The sequence below is a fragment of the Bradyrhizobium sp. USDA 3256 genome (assembly GCF_054058275.1).
Genome location: NZ_JBSSAE010000002.1, coordinates 3,802,140 through 3,818,380 on the forward strand (window position 1 = coordinate 3,802,140; position 16,241 = coordinate 3,818,380).

The 16,241-nt window shown below is 64.3% G+C and carries 16 protein-coding genes; 3 read left to right on the top strand and 13 right to left on the bottom strand.

Annotated elements, in window-relative coordinates:
- Positions 1 to 60: 60 nt before the first annotated feature.
- The 3 genes from ACVWY5_RS19650 to ACVWY5_RS19660 form a co-directional block, all read right to left on the bottom strand.
- Positions 61 to 801 (bottom strand): vWA domain-containing protein, encoded by a 741-nt coding sequence (locus ACVWY5_RS19650; protein WP_028336414.1) that lies wholly within the window; start codon positions 799 to 801, stop codon positions 61 to 63.
- A gap of 89 nt (positions 802 to 890) precedes the next feature.
- Positions 891 to 1,832, bottom strand: a complete 942-nt coding sequence (locus tag ACVWY5_RS19655; protein ID WP_051376262.1) for an alpha/beta fold hydrolase — start codon at positions 1,830 to 1,832, stop codon at positions 891 to 893.
- 390 nt (positions 1,833 to 2,222) lie between these two features.
- Positions 2,223 to 3,146 (bottom strand): division plane positioning ATPase MipZ, encoded by a 924-nt coding sequence (locus ACVWY5_RS19660; protein WP_028336415.1) that lies wholly within the window; start codon positions 3,144 to 3,146, stop codon positions 2,223 to 2,225.
- Between the two features lie 280 nt (positions 3,147 to 3,426).
- On the opposite strand from ACVWY5_RS19660, the gene panC reads away from it, so the two are divergent.
- Together panC and ACVWY5_RS19670 are read left to right on the top strand one after the other, a co-directional pair.
- Entirely contained in the window at positions 3,427 to 4,278 is an 852-nt protein-coding gene (panC, locus tag ACVWY5_RS19665; protein WP_028336416.1) for a pantoate--beta-alanine ligase, read from the top strand.
- A gap of 120 nt (positions 4,279 to 4,398) precedes the next feature.
- Positions 4,399 to 5,145 (top strand): hypothetical protein, encoded by a 747-nt coding sequence (locus tag ACVWY5_RS19670; protein WP_028336417.1) that lies wholly within the window; start codon positions 4,399 to 4,401, stop codon positions 5,143 to 5,145.
- A 19-nt stretch (positions 5,146 to 5,164) separates the two neighbouring features.
- Here ACVWY5_RS19670 and ACVWY5_RS19675 read toward each other — a convergent pair whose 3' ends face one another.
- From ACVWY5_RS19675 to ACVWY5_RS19695, 5 genes are all read right to left on the bottom strand, one after another.
- Positions 5,165 to 5,605, bottom strand: a complete 441-nt coding sequence (locus tag ACVWY5_RS19675) for a DUF1489 family protein (RefSeq protein ID WP_028336418.1) — start codon at positions 5,603 to 5,605, stop codon at positions 5,165 to 5,167.
- Between the two features lie 138 nt (positions 5,606 to 5,743).
- Positions 5,744 to 6,691 (bottom strand): hypothetical protein, encoded by a 948-nt coding sequence (locus tag ACVWY5_RS19680; protein ID WP_028336419.1) that lies wholly within the window; start codon positions 6,689 to 6,691, stop codon positions 5,744 to 5,746.
- Positions 6,692 to 6,844: 153 nt separating this feature from the next.
- Complete coding sequence (locus ACVWY5_RS19685) at positions 6,845 to 7,048, bottom strand: hypothetical protein (RefSeq protein WP_018272021.1); 204 nt, start codon at positions 7,046 to 7,048, stop codon at positions 6,845 to 6,847.
- 218 nt (positions 7,049 to 7,266) lie between these two features.
- Positions 7,267 to 7,635, bottom strand: a complete 369-nt coding sequence (locus ACVWY5_RS19690) for a YidB family protein (RefSeq protein WP_028336420.1) — start codon at positions 7,633 to 7,635, stop codon at positions 7,267 to 7,269.
- 117 nt (positions 7,636 to 7,752) lie between these two features.
- Complete coding sequence (locus ACVWY5_RS19695) at positions 7,753 to 8,406, bottom strand: glutathione S-transferase family protein (RefSeq protein WP_028336421.1); 654 nt, start codon at positions 8,404 to 8,406, stop codon at positions 7,753 to 7,755.
- 119 nt (positions 8,407 to 8,525) lie between these two features.
- Between ACVWY5_RS19695 and ACVWY5_RS19700 the strand changes: the two genes are divergently transcribed.
- Positions 8,526 to 9,203 (top strand): DUF599 domain-containing protein, encoded by a 678-nt coding sequence (locus ACVWY5_RS19700; protein ID WP_028336422.1) that lies wholly within the window; start codon positions 8,526 to 8,528, stop codon positions 9,201 to 9,203.
- Between the two features lie 12 nt (positions 9,204 to 9,215).
- Here ACVWY5_RS19700 and ACVWY5_RS19705 read toward each other — a convergent pair whose 3' ends face one another.
- The 5 genes from ACVWY5_RS19705 to ACVWY5_RS19725 all read right to left on the bottom strand — a co-directional run bounded on the left by ACVWY5_RS19705 (position 9,216) and on the right by ACVWY5_RS19725 (position 16,240).
- On the bottom strand, positions 9,216 to 10,106 hold the full coding sequence (locus ACVWY5_RS19705) for a hypothetical protein (RefSeq protein ID WP_028336423.1): 891 nt from the start codon (positions 10,104 to 10,106) through the stop codon (positions 9,216 to 9,218).
- Between the two features lie 207 nt (positions 10,107 to 10,313).
- Positions 10,314 to 11,099 carry an aldo/keto reductase gene (locus ACVWY5_RS19710; protein WP_028336424.1) on the bottom strand — a complete coding sequence of 262 codons (786 nt, stop codon included), beginning with the start codon at positions 11,097 to 11,099 and terminating at the stop codon, positions 10,314 to 10,316.
- 72 nt (positions 11,100 to 11,171) lie between these two features.
- Positions 11,172 to 12,503 (bottom strand): cytochrome c peroxidase, encoded by a 1,332-nt coding sequence (locus ACVWY5_RS19715; RefSeq protein ID WP_028336425.1) that lies wholly within the window; start codon positions 12,501 to 12,503, stop codon positions 11,172 to 11,174.
- Positions 12,504 to 12,619: 116 nt separating this feature from the next.
- Complete coding sequence (locus ACVWY5_RS19720) at positions 12,620 to 14,266, bottom strand: phospholipase C (RefSeq protein ID WP_456671776.1); 1,647 nt, start codon at positions 14,264 to 14,266, stop codon at positions 12,620 to 12,622.
- A 513-nt stretch (positions 14,267 to 14,779) separates the two neighbouring features.
- Complete coding sequence (locus tag ACVWY5_RS19725) at positions 14,780 to 16,240, bottom strand: DUF1254 domain-containing protein (RefSeq protein WP_028336427.1); 1,461 nt, start codon at positions 16,238 to 16,240, stop codon at positions 14,780 to 14,782.
- Position 16,241 lies beyond the last annotated feature (1 nt).

Genomic DNA, 16,241 nt, shown 5'->3' on the forward strand with positions numbered 1-16,241 from the left:
ACAAAAAGCATGCGAAGCTTCGTCTCACCGGCGTCAGGCGGAGCCTGACGCGACGCGGCGCTATTTCATCTGACCGATCAGCTTCGCCGCGCCGCTCGCGGTCTTGGCCAGCTGCAGCAGCGCCTCGCGGCCGCCGGCGGCATAGGCTGCGGCGGCACGCAGCAATTCGCGGAGTTGCGCGGCCGCGCCGGGATCGAACCTGCACCATGCACCGCCGGTCAGTCGCGCGATCTCGCGAAACGTTTGCTCGGCGGTCGCATCCCTGCCCTCCTGGAACATGAAGACCGGCACCTTGAGCAGGCCGAGCTCGCCGGCCTTCGCGCACAGATCGTCGGCGCTCTCCTCCATCGCGTCGCCGACGAACACCAAGGCGCGCACCCCTGCCTCGACCGCTTCGCGACGCGTCTCGGACAGCACCTTGCCGATCTGGGTGTTGCCGCCCTGGCAATCGATCTTGCTCATCAGCCGCGCGAGCTGCGCGCTGTCGGAGATCCAGCCCGACGCACGGCACTCATTGAAGCCGCGATAATAGACGAGGCGGATATCGAGACTGCCGAGCGCGCCGGCTTCGCGGAACATGTCCGCCTGCAGCGTGCACGCCATGTCCCATGTCGGCTGCCGGCTCATCGTGGCGTCGAGCGCGAACACCAGCCTGCCGTGGGCGCCGGCGCGATGCGGCGACATCGCTCGCGCCCTGGCGACGAATGCCGCGATGTCGTTCGCGCTGGATGTCGGCACGCCAGGCTCATGGGCCGGGCGTACATCGCTTCCGGATGTCGGTTTGATCGTCTTGCCGGCCATCAGCGCTTGCCTCGTACAGCAAACACTATGTGGGCCGCGGCAGTGGATTGGTCAACGTGAGAGGCCAGCCTGGACCGCGGGCCGCCCCGTCAGTTCGTGACCGACGGATCCTTCTTCGTCTCGGTCTTGTTCAGCGAGAGCGACTTCTTGAGCTTATCGGTCAAGGTCTGAGGTTTCTCGACCGGCACGTAGAGCGAGACGGGACCGGGCTCCAGAATCTTCGGCGGCGCATTCCTGGTGTCGACCGGCGCGACAGCGCTGTCGGTGTCGGCGAGGAATTTATCGAGCATGGCCTGGATCGAGTCCTTGGCCTTCTCGGGCCCTGTGTCACGCATGTCGTTGTGCTGGAAGTTGGTGTTCACCACGGTGATGCCGGCCTTCTCGCATTCGTCGGCATCGGGAACGACGCCCGGATCCGGCTTGAACTGCGAGTCATGCGAACGGAACGACAGGATCTTGAACTTGCCGTCGGTCATGAACGGCACACGCAGATTGTCCAGCGTCACCACCTTCTTGATCTCGTCCGGATACTGCTTGGCGAAATACATCGCGATATCGCCGCCATTGGAATGGCCGACCATCGTCAGCTTGCTGTAGTCCGCGTTCGGCTGGCGCTTCTTCATCTCCTCGATCGCGAACTTGATGTTGGTGATGCCGCGCTGGTACTGCGGCAGGCGGCCGACATAGAGCTCGCCGACCTTGGTCACCATCGGTCCGTCCGACGGCAGGTCGTTCTGAATGCTGATGGTCAGATAGCCGCGCGCCGCGAACACGTTCGCGAGGAAGGAATATTCGGTGAATTTGACGGTATTGCCATGATTGAGGATCGCAACCGGCAGCGTGATCATGCCAGCGTCGGCCTGCATCTCCTTGTCGAAGCGCACGGCAACGTCGACCGCGACCGGCCGCTCATCGCGCGTCGGGTCCTTGAACATGAGAGTTTCGTGACGGATCGCCCACTTGCTCGCGGTGAAATAGGCCGCCGTGATCACCACGGAGAGAGAAAGCAGAACGAGAATTCCACGCTTCATGACGTCCTCGAGGTGCCCGCCTTTTCAGGGCTATTCTTGGCCGGAGACTCTTCGGCCTCCTTTTGAGAATATATGTCACAGCGCTGTGACAGGAAGTCTAAAAGTTGGGACTTCGCAGCACGTTCATTGTGCGGTGCACACAACCTTTGTGCATTCGCTTCTGGCGCCATGGCTCTGCGGCACGATAATACCTCAAGACCAACCGACAGGGATCGGGAACGCGGCTGGCTTGGGAAAACCGGATCTGGCCAGCTTTGTTCCGGCATATTGGCGACGGAGTGGCCGAAAACCCCGCAAGACTACCGTGCTTCTGGAGCGTCCGGGAAGTGACGATCGTCACTTGCTGCGCGCCCGCCGCCCTGGAACCTGCCCGAGGGAGAGCTTGGCGGCCTAGCTGCCGATGATGTCGTCGACTTCCAGCGGCTTGTCGACCTGGCTGAACCATTCGGCCCGGTTGGCGGCCCGGCGGCGGCCGCGCTCGTCGAGCGGCAGCTTGAGCTGGCGCAGCAGGCTCATCACCTCCTCGCGGGCGGTGACGTGCCCAAGGCTCGGGCGGGTGCCGAGCGTCGCCTCGTCGATGTCGTCGAGCGCCGTCAGCCCGCGCGGGAAGAATTCGCGATAGACCACTCGCTCGGCAAAGCCGTCGACCGCGCGGAACCCGAGCCGCAGCGACAGCTGTTTCAAGCCGTCGGCGACCAGCTGCTTGTTGCGCGAGCCGAGCATCGACAGCCGGTTCCGCACCACGATCCAGTCGGTCGAGGCGCCATCGAGCTGACGGCGCATGCGTCTGGTGTCGCGCACCATCTCCGCATAATGGCTCTCGCCGGTCACCGCATAGGTCGCGGGATCGACGGTGCCGAGCACGTCGAAATCGAGGAAGCTGTCGTTGATCGGGGTCACCAAAGTGTCGGCCATCGAATGCGCGAGCCGCATCAGGTAGCTGTCTGCGCCCGGGGTATCGATGACGATGAAATCATAGGCGCGTTCCACCGCGCTCACCGCGGCCATGAACTGCTGGAATTCCGCGTTCTCGTTCTCCTCGATCTGCATCGTCTCACCGTACTTGATGCAGTGGTGTGCCGGGAGCTCGAGGTCGAGCCCGGTGCGTCGCGCCCAGGCCTGGCGATTGCTGATGTAGCGGGTGAAGCTCTGCTGGCGGCAGTCGAGATCGATGCTGGCGACGCGCTGCCCGGCCTTCAGCAGCGCGACGGCGATATGCAGGGCGGTGGTCGACTTTCCCGATCCACCCTTCTCGTTGCCCAGCACGATGACATGTGCGGAGCCGGATTGACCCTGACGAGCCTGCACCAACATGATTCAAATCCCCGCAATGATCTTCAAAGCGAGCGCCGCTGCGGTCAAGTGAAATGCATCGCTGCGACAGGAAATCAATTGCGGCCATGCTGATGAATCGATCAAGCAAGACTGCTGAGTCGATCGGCGGCTTTGATCCGCGCGCGTTCGAGATCGTGTAAGGCTTATCGGCCGGTTTGCCGATCGTGGTTCGGACTTGGTAAGCTGCGTGACCTGCCGAACGCCAACCCGTCCCGCCCAGATTCGTTCCCACCCGGATTGCCCCACGAGCCGAGACCAGATGCCGAGAAATCCCACCGTCGTCCGTACCGTCCCCGCCCTTCGTCGCGCCGTCGACACCCTGCGCGCCAAGAAGGCAACCGTCGCGCTGGTCCCAACCATGGGAGCGCTCCATGACGGCCATGTGTCGCTGGTGCGGCTCGCCAAGCGCCGCGCCAAGCGGGTCGTCGTCTCGATCTTCGTCAACCCGACCCAGTTCGCGCCGACCGAAGATTTCGGCTCCTATCCGCGCACCTGGAAGGCCGACGTCGCCAAGCTCGCCGCCGAGGGCGTCGACCTGATCTGGCACCCGGAGGTGAAGGCGATGTACCCGGACGGCTTCGCCACCAGGATCGTGCCGGAGGGGCCGGCCACCGCCGGGCTCGAGGATCGCTTCCGGCCGCATTTCTTCGGCGGCGTCGCCACCGTGGTCGGCAAGCTGTTCACCCAGGTCCGGCCCGACGTCGCAATCTTCGGCGAGAAGGACTTTCAGCAGCTCCGGGTCGTCACCCAGATGGCCGCGGACCTCGACCTCGGGGTCAAGGTGATCGGGTCCAAAACGGTGCGCGAGCGCGACGGTCTCGCGATGTCGTCACGCAACGTCTACCTCTCGCCGGAGGAACGGCGCGCCGCCCCCGAGCTTCACCGGGTGATGAAGCAAACGGCCGGCCGCCTGCGCGCCGGCGAGGATACCGCGACCGCAATGGCCGACGGCGCCGCGGCGATCACCAGGGCCGGCTTCGTGCTCGATTATCTCGAAGTCCGCCACGCCGCCTCCCTGGCGCCGATCGGCTCGCTGAAGGACGGCCCGATGCGGATGCTGGTGGCGGCAAAGCTCGGCAGCACCCGCCTGATCGACAACATCGCGGTATAGAGCAGGATCCGGAAAGTGTGATGCGGTTCATGCGCAAACGGGGTTCGAGCCTGTAATGAGGGCTCGGCCTCATCTGCGCGGCCGACGCGTGGATGATCGCGCCTTTCAGAGGCGATCGGAATGAGCGGTTATTTCAGGAAAGGCATTGCTTTCGGCATCGCGCTCGTGGCCGCAGGCCTCGTGCAGGCGCAGACCCGGCCGCCGGTCGGCGGGGTCAATTCGGCGCCCGGCGCGATGATCTTCTATGTCGCGCATGGTGCGCCTGATGCCTGCGGCCCGGGCTGCTCGGACTGGATCGCCGCCGAGGGCGCCGTGCAGTGGGATACCTACAAGCGCCTGCTGGCGATCCTCGACCGGCAGAACGGCCGCAAGCTGCCGGTGGTGATCAACGTCAGAGGGAATTCCAACCTCAACGTTGCCTCCAGCCTCGGCCGCATCCTGCGCGATCGCGGCATCGATGCCGCGGTCGCGGCGACCGAGGTCGAGGCCTGCACCGGGAAATCCGAGGAGGAATGTTTCGCGCTCAAGCGGCCCGGCGGCCCGCTCGACGCCAAGGAGAAGCTGTCCGGCATTGCCTGCGATTTGGCCTGCGTGCTGATGCTGTCGGGCGGCGTGCATCGCAGCCTGCCGGAAGGCAGCCGCGTGGTGCTGAGCGGCATGGCGATCCACAACCGGCTCGCGCCCAACGTCTCGGCCGAGCATCGCGAGAGCCTGACCTCGGTCTTCACCGACCAGTTTCGACGCTATCTCGGCGAGATGGGGATCGATCACGAGCTGCTCGACGTCGCCGTCAGCAATGCGGGCGGCAGCCGCTATGTCGAGATCCCGGCGTCCGAATGGAGCCGGCTGCACCTCGTGACGCAGTAGTTCGCGGCAGTCATCGGCCTCAGAGCAAGCCGAGGTCGCGCAACTCGCGGCGCATCGGCTCGGGCATCGATGCCACGCTGGCGGCGCTCGACTTGGTGAGATCGGCCGGCGCGGAGTCCGCGGTCAGGTAGCGCCAGCCCTGGAACGGCCGCATCGGCCGCGGCGAGACCGCGATCACCTTGGGCTGCATTACCAGCCGGCAGCGTCCGATGCCGTCCTTGTCGCGGAACGGCTCGATGGCGATGATCTTCTCGCGCGCGGCGATCTCGCCGCGGATCACCCAATAGAGCGAGCCGCCGGCAAGGATCTCCTCCTCGCGCTTCGGCGTCATCCGCGTGATGTGGACGTGACGGAGCGGCAGGCCCTTTTTCTTCGCGGTCGCCATCCGCTCGGCAACCCAGCCCTTGAGTTCCTTGACGGAGTCGCAACCGACGGCGAGCTTGATGAGATGAAGCGGCATGCGCCGGATGTAGCCGCCGGCGCGCGCTTTGAAAAGGGAGCGCTCTCCGCGGCGGTGGATATCGGGACTAGAGCGTTTTTCGAGCCAAACGAAGCCGGAACAGTGCAATGACGGCGGCTCAAGCCGCCGCCATCACCCTCATTGCTCGTTCGCAGCCGCCGGTGCGCTGGCGGCGGCAGGAGGCGGCGCCGGCGCGGCCGGGGCCGGCGCGATCTGGACCGGGCGCTTCGCTGCCGGCGGCCGCTTCGGGGCTGCGGCGGGCGGCGCGGCGGCGCGCGCGGCCGGCGCTGGTGCGGCGGCGGCTGGCTTTGCCGGCTCGGGCGTCATGATGCTGACCGGCGGCGTGTTCGCCGAGCTCGGAAACTCCGCATTGGTCGGCTTGCCGGTGGGCAATGACTGCGGCAGCGCCGCGACCAGGCCGGAGGCGGCCGACGCCTGGGCGCCGGCCGGCGCGTTCCACGACCCCGCGTAGCGCGTGATCAGGTTCTCGTAGGTCCGCTCGTTCATGTTGGCGATGATCTGATGGTTGTCGCCGAGCGAGCGGAACGCGGGGCACGCGGTCGGCGTGCAGTGGTCGCGCGCCATCAGCGCATAGGCGACCAAGCCGTAGCGGTCATGCTCGATGGCACGGCGCAGCGCCTGCAACTCGGTGGTCGAATTGCGCTCGGCGGTCGCGAGGTCGCCGAGCGCAGTCAGGCGCGAGATCTGCGCCGCAGCGTAACTGACCGCCGCTGCCGCCGTATCCGATGAACCGAACAGCACCTTCTCGCAGGCGTTGAGAACGGCGTCTCCGGCGAGATCGTCGACGCAGGCCAGCGCCGGCACCGTCTGGCTGGCCAGTTGCGCCGTCCGTGTCTCGGCCGGCGCCGCCTGCCCACCTGGGCCGAAGCCACGGATCGTCGCAGCGACCGCAACCGCGATCGACAGCAGCGTGATCACGGTCAGCGCGCCGTTGGCGACGGATTTTTCCGCACGCAGCAGCGTGACCAGAACGACGATCCCAAAGAACCCCGCAGCGGCCAGCGTCAGCCACATCGGGAAGGTCGGTGAGCGCCAGATCTGATCCAGCGAGGAAGCCCAGTTCATGCGCGATGTCCCTCAACGCAGCGTAAGCACAATCGGCGACGGCGAACGCCGCCACCCCGACGTCCAACCTTCAGCACAATGGATCTGCGAACGGGGCCTTTTGACGGCGGCGGCGCGGAACCCGCTCCAGCCGCCGGCTTGCGCACAACTCCTTCAGGACAGCGCGAGCTGACTCTCCTTGGCCACCCGTTCGAAAGCTTCAGTCGAGCTCTTGATGCGATATTGGCAGTCGTCACCGTCGGTCGGCAGCAGGCGGATCACTTGATAGGTGCCGCTCGCGGCGGGGCGCGCCACGTTGCTGGCCGTGAAATAGACGGTCTCGCCAATCGAGTACTTATGCTTCAACGCCCTCTCCATTTTCTTAGAGATTGCTGGCTGAGCTGACAGTCCCGATAGCTCAGGCCGGCATTTTGAGAACCCTGCGGCAAGCTAGCACATCGCACCTCCCCAAATCCAGCGAGATTGGGGCATGGCGAAGGTGCGATTTTTGCAGGTTTTTCAGGGCGATAGGCAGCAATTTGCGTGCCAGCCGGAAATTGCCCGCCGAGCCCGGCTGGAACCCTGATTCCAGCCGCTCAGGCGGTGTGCGGCAGCTTGCCGTCCGGGCTCGCGCCATCGACCGCAGCCGGAAGTTGCTGGGCGAGCACCTTGGACAGCTGGTCCACCGGAATGTTGAACCTGGCGGCGAGCTGCTTGACGGTGTCGCTGCCGAGCACCTGCTGGAGCTGCTCAGCGGTGATCGGCAGGTTCTGACCGGTACCGATCCAGGATTTGACCTGCTCGCCGAGCCCGGCTTGCTCGAGCTTGGCGACGATCGAGGACAAGCCGCCCTGCCCGCCATTGCCCAGGACCTCGCCGAGCACGACCGGGATCACCGCCGCGCCAAGCTGGCCAAGCATGCCTTTCAGCTCCGGCGAATTCTCCAGGGAATCGAGAATGCCCATGGCCTAAGTCCTTTCACGACTTGCAAAACCAGCCTTTCCGGATTCGACGCCTTCGGCCCCGCGGCGTCAAGCCGCGATCTTTGCGACCGCTGTCACAATTCGGAAGCGCAGCAACCGTCAGACATCCTCGAAACGAGCGATCCGCAGCGTCTCGGCAACGCCGTCGCGGGTCCATTCCTGGAACGCCGGAAGCTGCATCATGGCATCGACATAGTGCTGCGCTTCGGCCTTCACCGGGATCGCGTAGGTGCGGAAACGATGCACCACGGGAGCGTACATCGCATCGGCGGCGGAGAATGCGCCGAACAGGAACGGACCCTGCTTGCCGTAGCGCGCATGGCACTCGGCCCAGATCTCCTGGATCCGCGCCACGTTGGCGCGCGCATCATCCGACAGCGCGACGGCGCGGATCGGGCGGTGCAGGTTCATGCCGCATTCGTTGCGCAGCGGCATGAAGCCGGAATGCATCTCCGCCGAGATCGCGCGGGCATGCGCGCGCGCGGCACGATCCGCAGGCCAGAGCTTCGCCTCGGGAAATCTCTCGGCGAGATATTCGATGATCGCCAGCGAATCCCACACCGTGACGTCGCCATCGATCAGGGTCGGCACCTTGCCGGCCTTGCTGAAAGAGAGGATGCGGTCCTTGTCGGCCTGGTCCGTGTAGAGCGGAATGAAGACCTCTTCGAACGGGATGTTGTTGGCGCGCAACGCCAGCCAGGGCCGCATCGACCATGACGAATAGTTCTTGTTGCCGATGACGAGCTTGAGCATGTCCGGGAATCCTGTTGCCACGGTAGTTTGCCATAGTGCATTGCACGCGTTCAACCTGTACATGACGCGGATGCGGTCCGGCGCGGACAGTCAGCCGCGCGCTCACAAAGGAAGGCAACATGACCGGCTATTGGACCGACATCCTGGCCGTCGGCTTCTTTGCGCTGGAATGGCTGGTCTATACCATCACGCTGGAGCACACTGCGTATGGGCGCGACAGCCTGTCGGCGCGGATGCACGTCTATCGCGAGATCTGGGTGCGGAATCTGCTCAACCGCGACGCACGTATGGTCGACATGCAGATCATGGCCAGCCTGCAGAACGGCACCGCGTTCTTTGCCTCCACCAGCCTTATTGCGATCGGCGGCGGGCTGGCGCTCTTGCGCGCCACCAATGACGCGCTCGCGGTGCTCGGCGCGCTGCCGGTCAACCTGACGCCCTCGCCCGCTTTGTGGGAGGTCAAGTGCATCGGGCTGATCCTGATCTTCATCTACACCTTCTTCAAATTCGCCTGGGCCTATCGCCTGTTCAACTATGTGGCGATCCTGTTCGGCGCGATGCCGCCGGCCGACCAGCGCGATACGCCGGAGGCGGAGGCCCACGTGATCCGCACCACGCGGCTGTTCGAGACGGCGGGCCGGCACTTCAACCGCGGCCAGCGCGCGTTCTTCTTCGCGCTCGGCTATCTCGGCTGGTTCGTCAGCCCCTGGGTGCTGTTCGTCACGACAGCCGCCGTCGTGATCGTGATCTGGCGCCGGCAGTTCGCCTCAAATGCCTGGCAGGCGATGGGAAGCTGAGGCGAACCTCGTCTACGACGCGAAATCGCGCGGGCTGAAATCGAGGTCGAGCACCTTCCATTCGCCATAGCGATCCCGCGGCAGCATCGCATAGGGCTGGCAGGCCTGCAGTGCGTCGGTCGCGCTTTTCAGCAACAGCGGCCCCTTTTCCGAGGCGGTGGCTTCGATCAGCAAGGGTGACGCGGCCAGCTTGCCGTCGGGCTTCATGAACACCCTGAGCTTGATCCTCACGTCGTCGCCCGTGCTCAGCGTCGGCGGGAGTTTCAGGCAGGTCTTCAGGTGACGGCGGAATTCGGCGACCACGCTTGAGCCGACGTCCGCCTGCTCGGTGGCGGCTGCGTCGAAATTGTCCTTGCCGGGTCCGGGGCCGGACGGCGCGGCGGCGGGCGGCTTCACGGAAATATCGGGCGGCAGGCCGAGCATGACATTGTATTTGACCGAAAGATCGGGCTCGGGCTGCGCATAGGCAGGCGACGACGCTGCCGCCTGTTGCTGCGCCATTGGCTGGGGCATCGGTGGCGGCTGAGGCGCCGGCTGCGCAGCCGCGGCTTGTTGCGGAGTTGGGTTGGGCTTGGGCGGCTGCGCCTGCTTCTGCGGCGGTTGCTGTGGCGCGTTCTGCTGTGGCGCGGGCGCCTGCGCCGATGGTTCGGGCTTGGCTGAATCCACCGGCTTATCGAGCGACGGCAACTGCAACTCAGGCGTCGGCGACGGGCTCGGGGCCGGTTCGGGCTTGGTCTCGACCTCGGACTTGGCGACCTCCTGCGGCGTCACGATCTCGACCGGCACCGTGTCAGCGGCGACGGGATCGAACTGATGGACCTCCGAATACAGGAAAATCAGCGCAAGCAGCATCAGGTGCACGAACACCGACGCCATCAGATCCGCGTTTGGCCGAAACTTCATCCCACTCGATCACATCAGTGACGTCTCTCCCCGCCGGGCTACAATACCGGCCGGAACCCGCCTGCCTCAATCCCCATTCGGTCCAAAGCCGCAACCGGCCAGCGGGGCATTAGCATGATCCGGATCAGGACCCAGCCATTTTTCCAAGACTTGATGCTTCCCAAGACCTTGATGCTCAGGCAAAGACCCCATGCGTCGCGGGGCCCGTCATCGCGCGTCAGCTCTCCCGATCGCCGAGATCTCGCGCATGTCGTCAACCGACAGCTCGAAATCGAAGATGTCGATGTTCTCCTGAAGGCGTTCGAGCTTCGAGGTGCGGGGGATCGCGGAGACATTCTGCTGCACCAGCCAGCGCAGGCAGACCTGGGCAGCGCTCTTGCGATAGCGGTCGCCGATCCGCGCCAGCGCGCGGTCGCCCTTGACCCGTCCCTTCGCGATCGGGCTATAGGCGACGAACGCCATGCCGTGGCGCCGACAGGCCTCGATCACGTCGGCCTGATCCAGGTAAGGATGGTACTCGACCTGGTCGCAGGAGAGCGGCTCGGGACATGCCGCCACCGCCTCCTCGATCAGCGCCACGTTGAAATTCGAGACGCCGATATGCCGCGCCAGGCCCGCCTGCCTGACCCGCGCCAGCGCGCCGAGCGTCTCGGCAAGCGGCACCTGCGCATTGGGCCAGTGCAGCAACAACAGATCGACCTCGGTCAGGCGCAGCCGCGCCAGGCTCTCCTTCGCCGACCGCTCGAGATCCTTCGCCATGAAATGCGTGGTCCAGACCTTGGTGGTGACGAACACGTCGTCGCGCTTGATGCCGGAGGCACGCAGCCCCTCGCCGACTTCGCGCTCGTTGTCATAGATCTGGGCGGTGTCGATGTGGCGATAGCCGAGCCGCAACGCCTGCTCGACGATGCGGGCGCAGGTCCGGCCGCGCAACTCCCATGTGCCGAGCCCGATTGCCGGGATTCTGGCACCGTTGCCTTCGACGACATTCATGCGCCCATTATGCGCGCATGACGAAGCCCTGCCAACTCGCGGTTCGGTTCCGCGATGGAACGCCGCGACGTCTTACCGCTCCGGCTGGTAGCCGTCGGTCAGCGTCTTCAGGAAGGCGATAATGTCGGCCTCGTCCTGCGCCGTCATCGCGGGCGTGTCGCCGAGATGGCGCTCGAACGGCGGATCGCTGACGTCGACATTGCCGTGATACTTTTCCGGCAGGTCATCGTATTTGCGCACCGCGCCGTCGGCGCCGCGCGGAAACACCTTCTCCGGATTGGTATCGCGGAAGTTATAGAAGTCGAGCACCTGCTCGAGGCTGGTGAAGACCCCGTTGTGGAAGAACACGCGACGCGTCGCCGTGTTGCGCAAGGTCGGCGTCAGAAACATCCCGCAATATTGCGTCTGCTCGGCAATGTCGGTGCGGTACGGACCGCAGACCCCGAGATCGAAATGATCGGGATCGCGGTTGCCGGCGAGCGCGGCGTTGCGCGGCGCGCCGAGCGCCTCATATTGGTGATCGGTGAACAGCGGCGGCAGACCGTCCCGGGTCGGCTGCGATGTATGGCAGCCGCCGCAATTGGCCTTGTCCGGATCGTTGAACAATTGCAGGCCGCGCACTTCGCTTTCGTTCAATCGCGCCTTGCCTTCCAGCCAGTAATCGAACTTGCTTGTGTAGGGATGGAAGCTCGGCTCCTCCACCTGATAGCGCGCGACGGCAAACATCGCCTCCGCGACCAGCAGCCGCGTATTGTCGAAGACACCGGCACCGAATAGCTCGGCGAAGCGCGGCGCATAGCTCGCCTGACGCAGCTTCTGCGCCACGATTTCGATGCTGCCGCCGTCCATCTCGTTGGGATCGAGCAACGGAAAGATCGCCTGGTCCTGCAGCGTATCGGCGCGGCCGTCCCAGAACAGTCCGCCCTGCGGCACGATGTTGACCGCCGAGGCGGCAGTCCCGGTCGCGACCTTCTTGGCGCGCGGAGCCTGCTGGCCGAGCGCGGCCAGTTGCGCGAAGTCGACGACATTGTCGTCTTCGTCCTTTTCCGGCCCGATGCTGAAATTCGGCTGCCGCTCGAGATAGGTCAGGCCCGGCACGGCGCGTGTCCCTTGCCGGGATTGCGCGGGCCCGCCGAGCATCACCGGCCCATCATTGGATGGCCCGTAGGCGTGGTTCGAACTGTGACAGGACGCGCATGACAATGCGCCCGAAGAGGACAGCGATGCGTCGAAGAAGATCTTCTGGCCGAGCTGCGCCATGGCGGACAGCGGAGCGACAGGCGGACGCCTGAGCTGCACCGGGTGCGGATTGGTCCCCGGAAGTCCCTGCGTCTCGACGGCCGCAACAGTGCCGGCCATGCACAGCAGGCCGGCGCCGAGAAGCCACAAGGTGCGGCCATTCATGTCAGATCCAGTGTCGTTAGAGCATTCTCGCGCGAACCAGAGACCAGTTCGCGCGAGTAACGCGTCAGGCCGGGAAGCAGAGCTTCGGTTCTGATTGGATCAGAACCGAAGGGCTTTTAGTGGTGATGGTGATCATCCGGCGGGCTGACGATGACGGTGCCGGCGGTCGGATCGAGGAACAGCGTGTCCTGCCGGTACTCGTGATCCTGGCCGTGCCCACGCTCGAAGTCGAACATATCAGCGATCGATTCGACGTTGTCGTCGAACGAGCCGCCGCCGAGACGCTGGCCATGCAGCCAGTTGTCCTCGATGAAGCGCACGACGGAGGCCTGCGTAATGCGGGTGTGGCTGACGTAATTCCGCTTGGCGAAGGGCGAGATCACCAGGAACGGGACGCGCGTACCGGGACCGCAGCGGCCGTTCACCGGCTGGCCGTTGAGGCCGTTCGGCTGCGTCTGCTTGCCGATACCGCGACCGCACTGGCCGGGACCGTTGACCTGGTCGGCGGTCGGATCGTACGAGGCGCTGATCGGTGCAAGGTACTGGTGGTCGTACCAACCGTCGGAGTCGTCATAGGTGATGATGACGGCGGTCTCGCCCCACTCCTTCTGCTTCTGCAGGAAGTTGATCAGCTCGACATTGCCGGCCTGCTCGTCGAGCGGATCGGAGTTGCCGGGATGACCGTCCTGATAGGCCGGCATCTTGATGTAGGAGACGGCCGGGAAGTTGCCGGTCTTCACCGAAGCATAGAAGTCCTCGAGATCGTAGGCATGATTGGCCGGATCGAGCGTCTTGCTGCCGGGCACATAGGTGTGTCCGACCGCATTCACCGAGCTCGGCCGCGCATGGGTCGGGTTGGCGGTCGACTTGTAGTACTGGAACCAGGCGTGGTGCGGGATGTAGTCCACGACGGTGCCGTTGACGTTGCTCGAGAATGTGCTGCGGCCGCAGTTGGTGGTGCCGTTGCTGTTCTTGAGCGTCAGGTCGAAGCCGCCCATGAAGCTGCCCCAGCTGATCTGCTCGGCATTGAGCAGGTCGCCGATGTTCTTGCTGGTCATCAGGACCTGGCTGGTCGTGCTCGAGCAGGCATCATAGGCAGGATCGGTATCACCGATCAGCGTCAGGCCGCCCTGGCCGTCGGCGATAGACGATGACGAACCGACGATGTTCTGTGCGCCGTTGGTCTGGCCGGAAACCACCTCGAGCGCGCCGGGCGTCGACGGACCAAAGGTGTCGGTCCAGCTGTTGTCGCTCATCGCGAAGTTCTGGGCGTAATTCCAGAACGCGGTGACGGTGTTGCCGTCGAAATAGCCCATCACCTGCCCGTTGGTGCCGAAGGCGCCGACGCCGCCGGCGGTGCCGCGACCGGTGAATTTCGGAAACAGGTCTTCCTTGCCGTTGTCGACCGCCTGCTGCTCGGGCGTATAGGCGTGGTTCTGCGACTTGGTGTTGGCCTGGGTGCGGTCGAGGCGGAACGGATTGGTCGCGCCGGTGCCGTTGGCCGGGTTGTTGTTCGGGTTATTGGTCAACAGATTGGCGCTGGCGAGATTGTTGACCTTCGGCGTATGCGGCTTCGCCGTGAACGGAATCGAGCCGGTCGGGTTGGTCGCAACCGGGTAGGTTGCGAAGTAGTGATCGAACGAGCGGTTCTCGTTGAAGATGACGACAAGATGCTTGATCGGCGTTTGGGTGTGGATGTCGTGCGGATGATGATCGTGGCCGTTATTGCCCTTGTTGTCGTCCTGGGCGGCGGCGCTGCACATCACCGCAGCGGCAGCAACCAGACAGACTCCGACCGTCGAAAGAAATTTGGCTTTCACCGTAGTGCCCCTTTTATTTTTGAAGGATTTATGACGTCGACCTGCGACAAGTTATCCATCGCCGATGACAGCGCTGTGTCGATCGAATGAATGCGACGAACGATGATGTGCGCCGATGTTTGCGTCGGTTGCAGCGAGCGTCGGGGAATCAATCTTTGCGCGCATGGCAGACGTCACGCCTCTGACACGAGCGGCTATCCGTGGACGCGGCTTCGGTCAGAAGGCTTCGGTCAGAAGGCTTGGATCAGAAGACTTGGAATTGAAGGGATCGCGCTGAAGATGACGGCAGCGGTCATCAATCGCGTGAACTAGTTGTGCGCCGCCGGCAATCGCGGCTGCTCACGCCCGAAATAAATCCGCGCCTTCCGGGATTGTTGTCCCGAAAAGCGCGGATGCCTGGTCTTGTGGCGGGCGGCGCTTCGGCGCGGGCGCATCCGGCCGATACGAGACCGGGTGCTAGGACACGCGCTTGAAACCGGGAGGCTTCCACGTCCCTTCACCAGCCGGCAGAATCGATGGCGGCGTGGTTTTCGGCCAATACAGCCGCATCACCACATAGATCGGACCATCCGGCGCCGGCAGCCAGTTTGCCTCCTTGTCCGCTCCCGGAGATTTGCTCTGGATGTAGATCGTCAGCGAACCGTCAGAGCCGCGCTTCAAGTGCGGCAACATCGGCGAGTTGATCAGGTAGCGGTTGATCGGATTCTTCACCAAGAGCTGCGACTTGCCGTCATACATCGTGACCGACCAGAAGGCGTTGACCGGCGGCAACTGTTCCGCCGGGAAGGTCAGCGTGTAGCTCGACTTCGAGCAGTCGAGTTCCTTGCCATCGGCGTCCACTTTGCCCAGGGGATACATGGCCTCCACGGCGTCGTTGCCATAGATGCCGGCCTTCGCGGCTGCCGCGCGCAAGAGCCAGTCGCCGTGAAAGAATGCCGCGTCACCGAACGCCGAGCTGACGCGCCAGCCGTTGATGTCCTTGCCGAGGCTCGCCACCGTCTCGCTGACCTTGCGCTCGCCCTCCTTCATGCCAAGCAGAATCTCGGCCTTGTCTTCCAGCGAGAGGCTGCGGAAATCGAAGGTCTTCCCTGGCCCTACGCCGATCCGTGCCAGTTGCTCCCGGATCCAGCGTTCCTCCGGCAGCGCCGGCGCGAATTGAAGCGCGAAGTCCAGATATTCGAAGAACTCGGTGCGGACGAGATCCTTCTCGAACTTGGGGAAGGAAGGCGCCGGCGCCGGCGGCGGCGCGGGCCGATTCAGGAAGCTGGAAAGCGGCTGCGCCTTGTAGCCGGCCTGAACCTTCTTGACGGCCTCAATATCGGCCGGGTCGAACAGCTGGGTCCGGAAAAGTGCCAGGCAGAAATCGCTCGTCGACCGGAACACCTTCTTGATGCCGGCCGGTGTCGCGCCGGTCCATCGCGGGCCGGCGACCAGATAACTTCCCGCATCGCTGCCCGTCGCGCGCGAACCGACATAGCCAAAATTATACGTATTAAGGTCGATCAACTGCAGCGAATAGTAGCGCTTGGGATCGACCGCCGGCACCGAAAAGACGATGGGCTCGGCCCGCAAGTCCAGCCATGCAAACGAATACGGCGTGTCACTGTTGGGCGTGACGACGGCGGTATCTTCGTAGGTGTAAACGCGGGCCTCGTTGACCAGCGTATTGAACGGCGCCTTGTACTGCCCTGACGACTTGTCGACGGCGTACTCGTACATCACACCATAGGACATCACGATCGGCAGGCCATAGATGAAGCCGGCCTCGGCAATGTCCTTGGCCTTGAAGAATCCCGGACGCTCGGACTGCGCCCAGGTTGAACTGCTGGCAGTCGCCGTAATCGCCGCCAACGCGGCAGACCGCAGAAAATCGCGCTTCGTCACGGTCTGCGGGCTCTGAGTCGATCGCCTTTGCATC

What these genes read in the sequence shown, in the direction of transcription:
- ACVWY5_RS19695 (WP_028336421.1), bottom strand. Translation starts at nt 8,406, where the DNA reads ATGCTCAAGCTCGTCATCGGCAACAAGAACTATTCGTCATGGTCGATG.
- ACVWY5_RS19705 (WP_028336423.1), bottom strand. Translation starts at nt 10,106, where the DNA reads ATGAAGTTTCGGCCAAACGCGGATCTGATGGCGTCGGTGTTCGTGCAC.
- ACVWY5_RS19655 (WP_051376262.1), bottom strand. Translation starts at nt 1,832, where the DNA reads ATGAAGCGTGGAATTCTCGTTCTGCTTTCTCTCTCCGTGGTGATCACG.
- ACVWY5_RS19715 (WP_028336425.1), bottom strand. Translation starts at nt 12,503, where the DNA reads ATGAATGGCCGCACCTTGTGGCTTCTCGGCGCCGGCCTGCTGTGCATG.
- ACVWY5_RS19675 (WP_028336418.1), bottom strand. Translation starts at nt 5,605, where the DNA reads ATGCCGCTTCATCTCATCAAGCTCGCCGTCGGTTGCGACTCCGTCAAG.
- ACVWY5_RS19690 (WP_028336420.1), bottom strand. Translation starts at nt 7,635, where the DNA reads ATGGGCATTCTCGATTCCCTGGAGAATTCGCCGGAGCTGAAAGGCATG.
- ACVWY5_RS19725 (WP_028336427.1), bottom strand. Translation starts at nt 16,240, where the DNA reads ATGCAAAGGCGATCGACTCAGAGCCCGCAGACCGTGACGAAGCGCGAT.
- ACVWY5_RS19720 (WP_456671776.1), bottom strand. Translation starts at nt 14,266, where the DNA reads ATGTGCAGCGCCGCCGCCCAGGACGACAACAAGGGCAATAACGGCCAC.
- ACVWY5_RS19680 (WP_028336419.1), bottom strand. Translation starts at nt 6,691, where the DNA reads ATGAACTGGGCTTCCTCGCTGGATCAGATCTGGCGCTCACCGACCTTC.
- ACVWY5_RS19670 (WP_028336417.1), top strand. Translation starts at nt 4,399, where the DNA reads ATGAGCGGTTATTTCAGGAAAGGCATTGCTTTCGGCATCGCGCTCGTG.
- ACVWY5_RS19650 (WP_028336414.1), bottom strand. Translation starts at nt 801, where the DNA reads ATGGCCGGCAAGACGATCAAACCGACATCCGGAAGCGATGTACGCCCG.
- panC (WP_028336416.1), top strand. Translation starts at nt 3,427, where the DNA reads ATGCCGAGAAATCCCACCGTCGTCCGTACCGTCCCCGCCCTTCGTCGC.
- ACVWY5_RS19710 (WP_028336424.1), bottom strand. Translation starts at nt 11,099, where the DNA reads ATGAATGTCGTCGAAGGCAACGGTGCCAGAATCCCGGCAATCGGGCTC.
- ACVWY5_RS19660 (WP_028336415.1), bottom strand. Translation starts at nt 3,146, where the DNA reads ATGTTGGTGCAGGCTCGTCAGGGTCAATCCGGCTCCGCACATGTCATC.
- ACVWY5_RS19685 (WP_018272021.1), bottom strand. Translation starts at nt 7,048, where the DNA reads ATGGAGAGGGCGTTGAAGCATAAGTACTCGATTGGCGAGACCGTCTAT.
- ACVWY5_RS19700 (WP_028336422.1), top strand. Translation starts at nt 8,526, where the DNA reads ATGACCGGCTATTGGACCGACATCCTGGCCGTCGGCTTCTTTGCGCTG.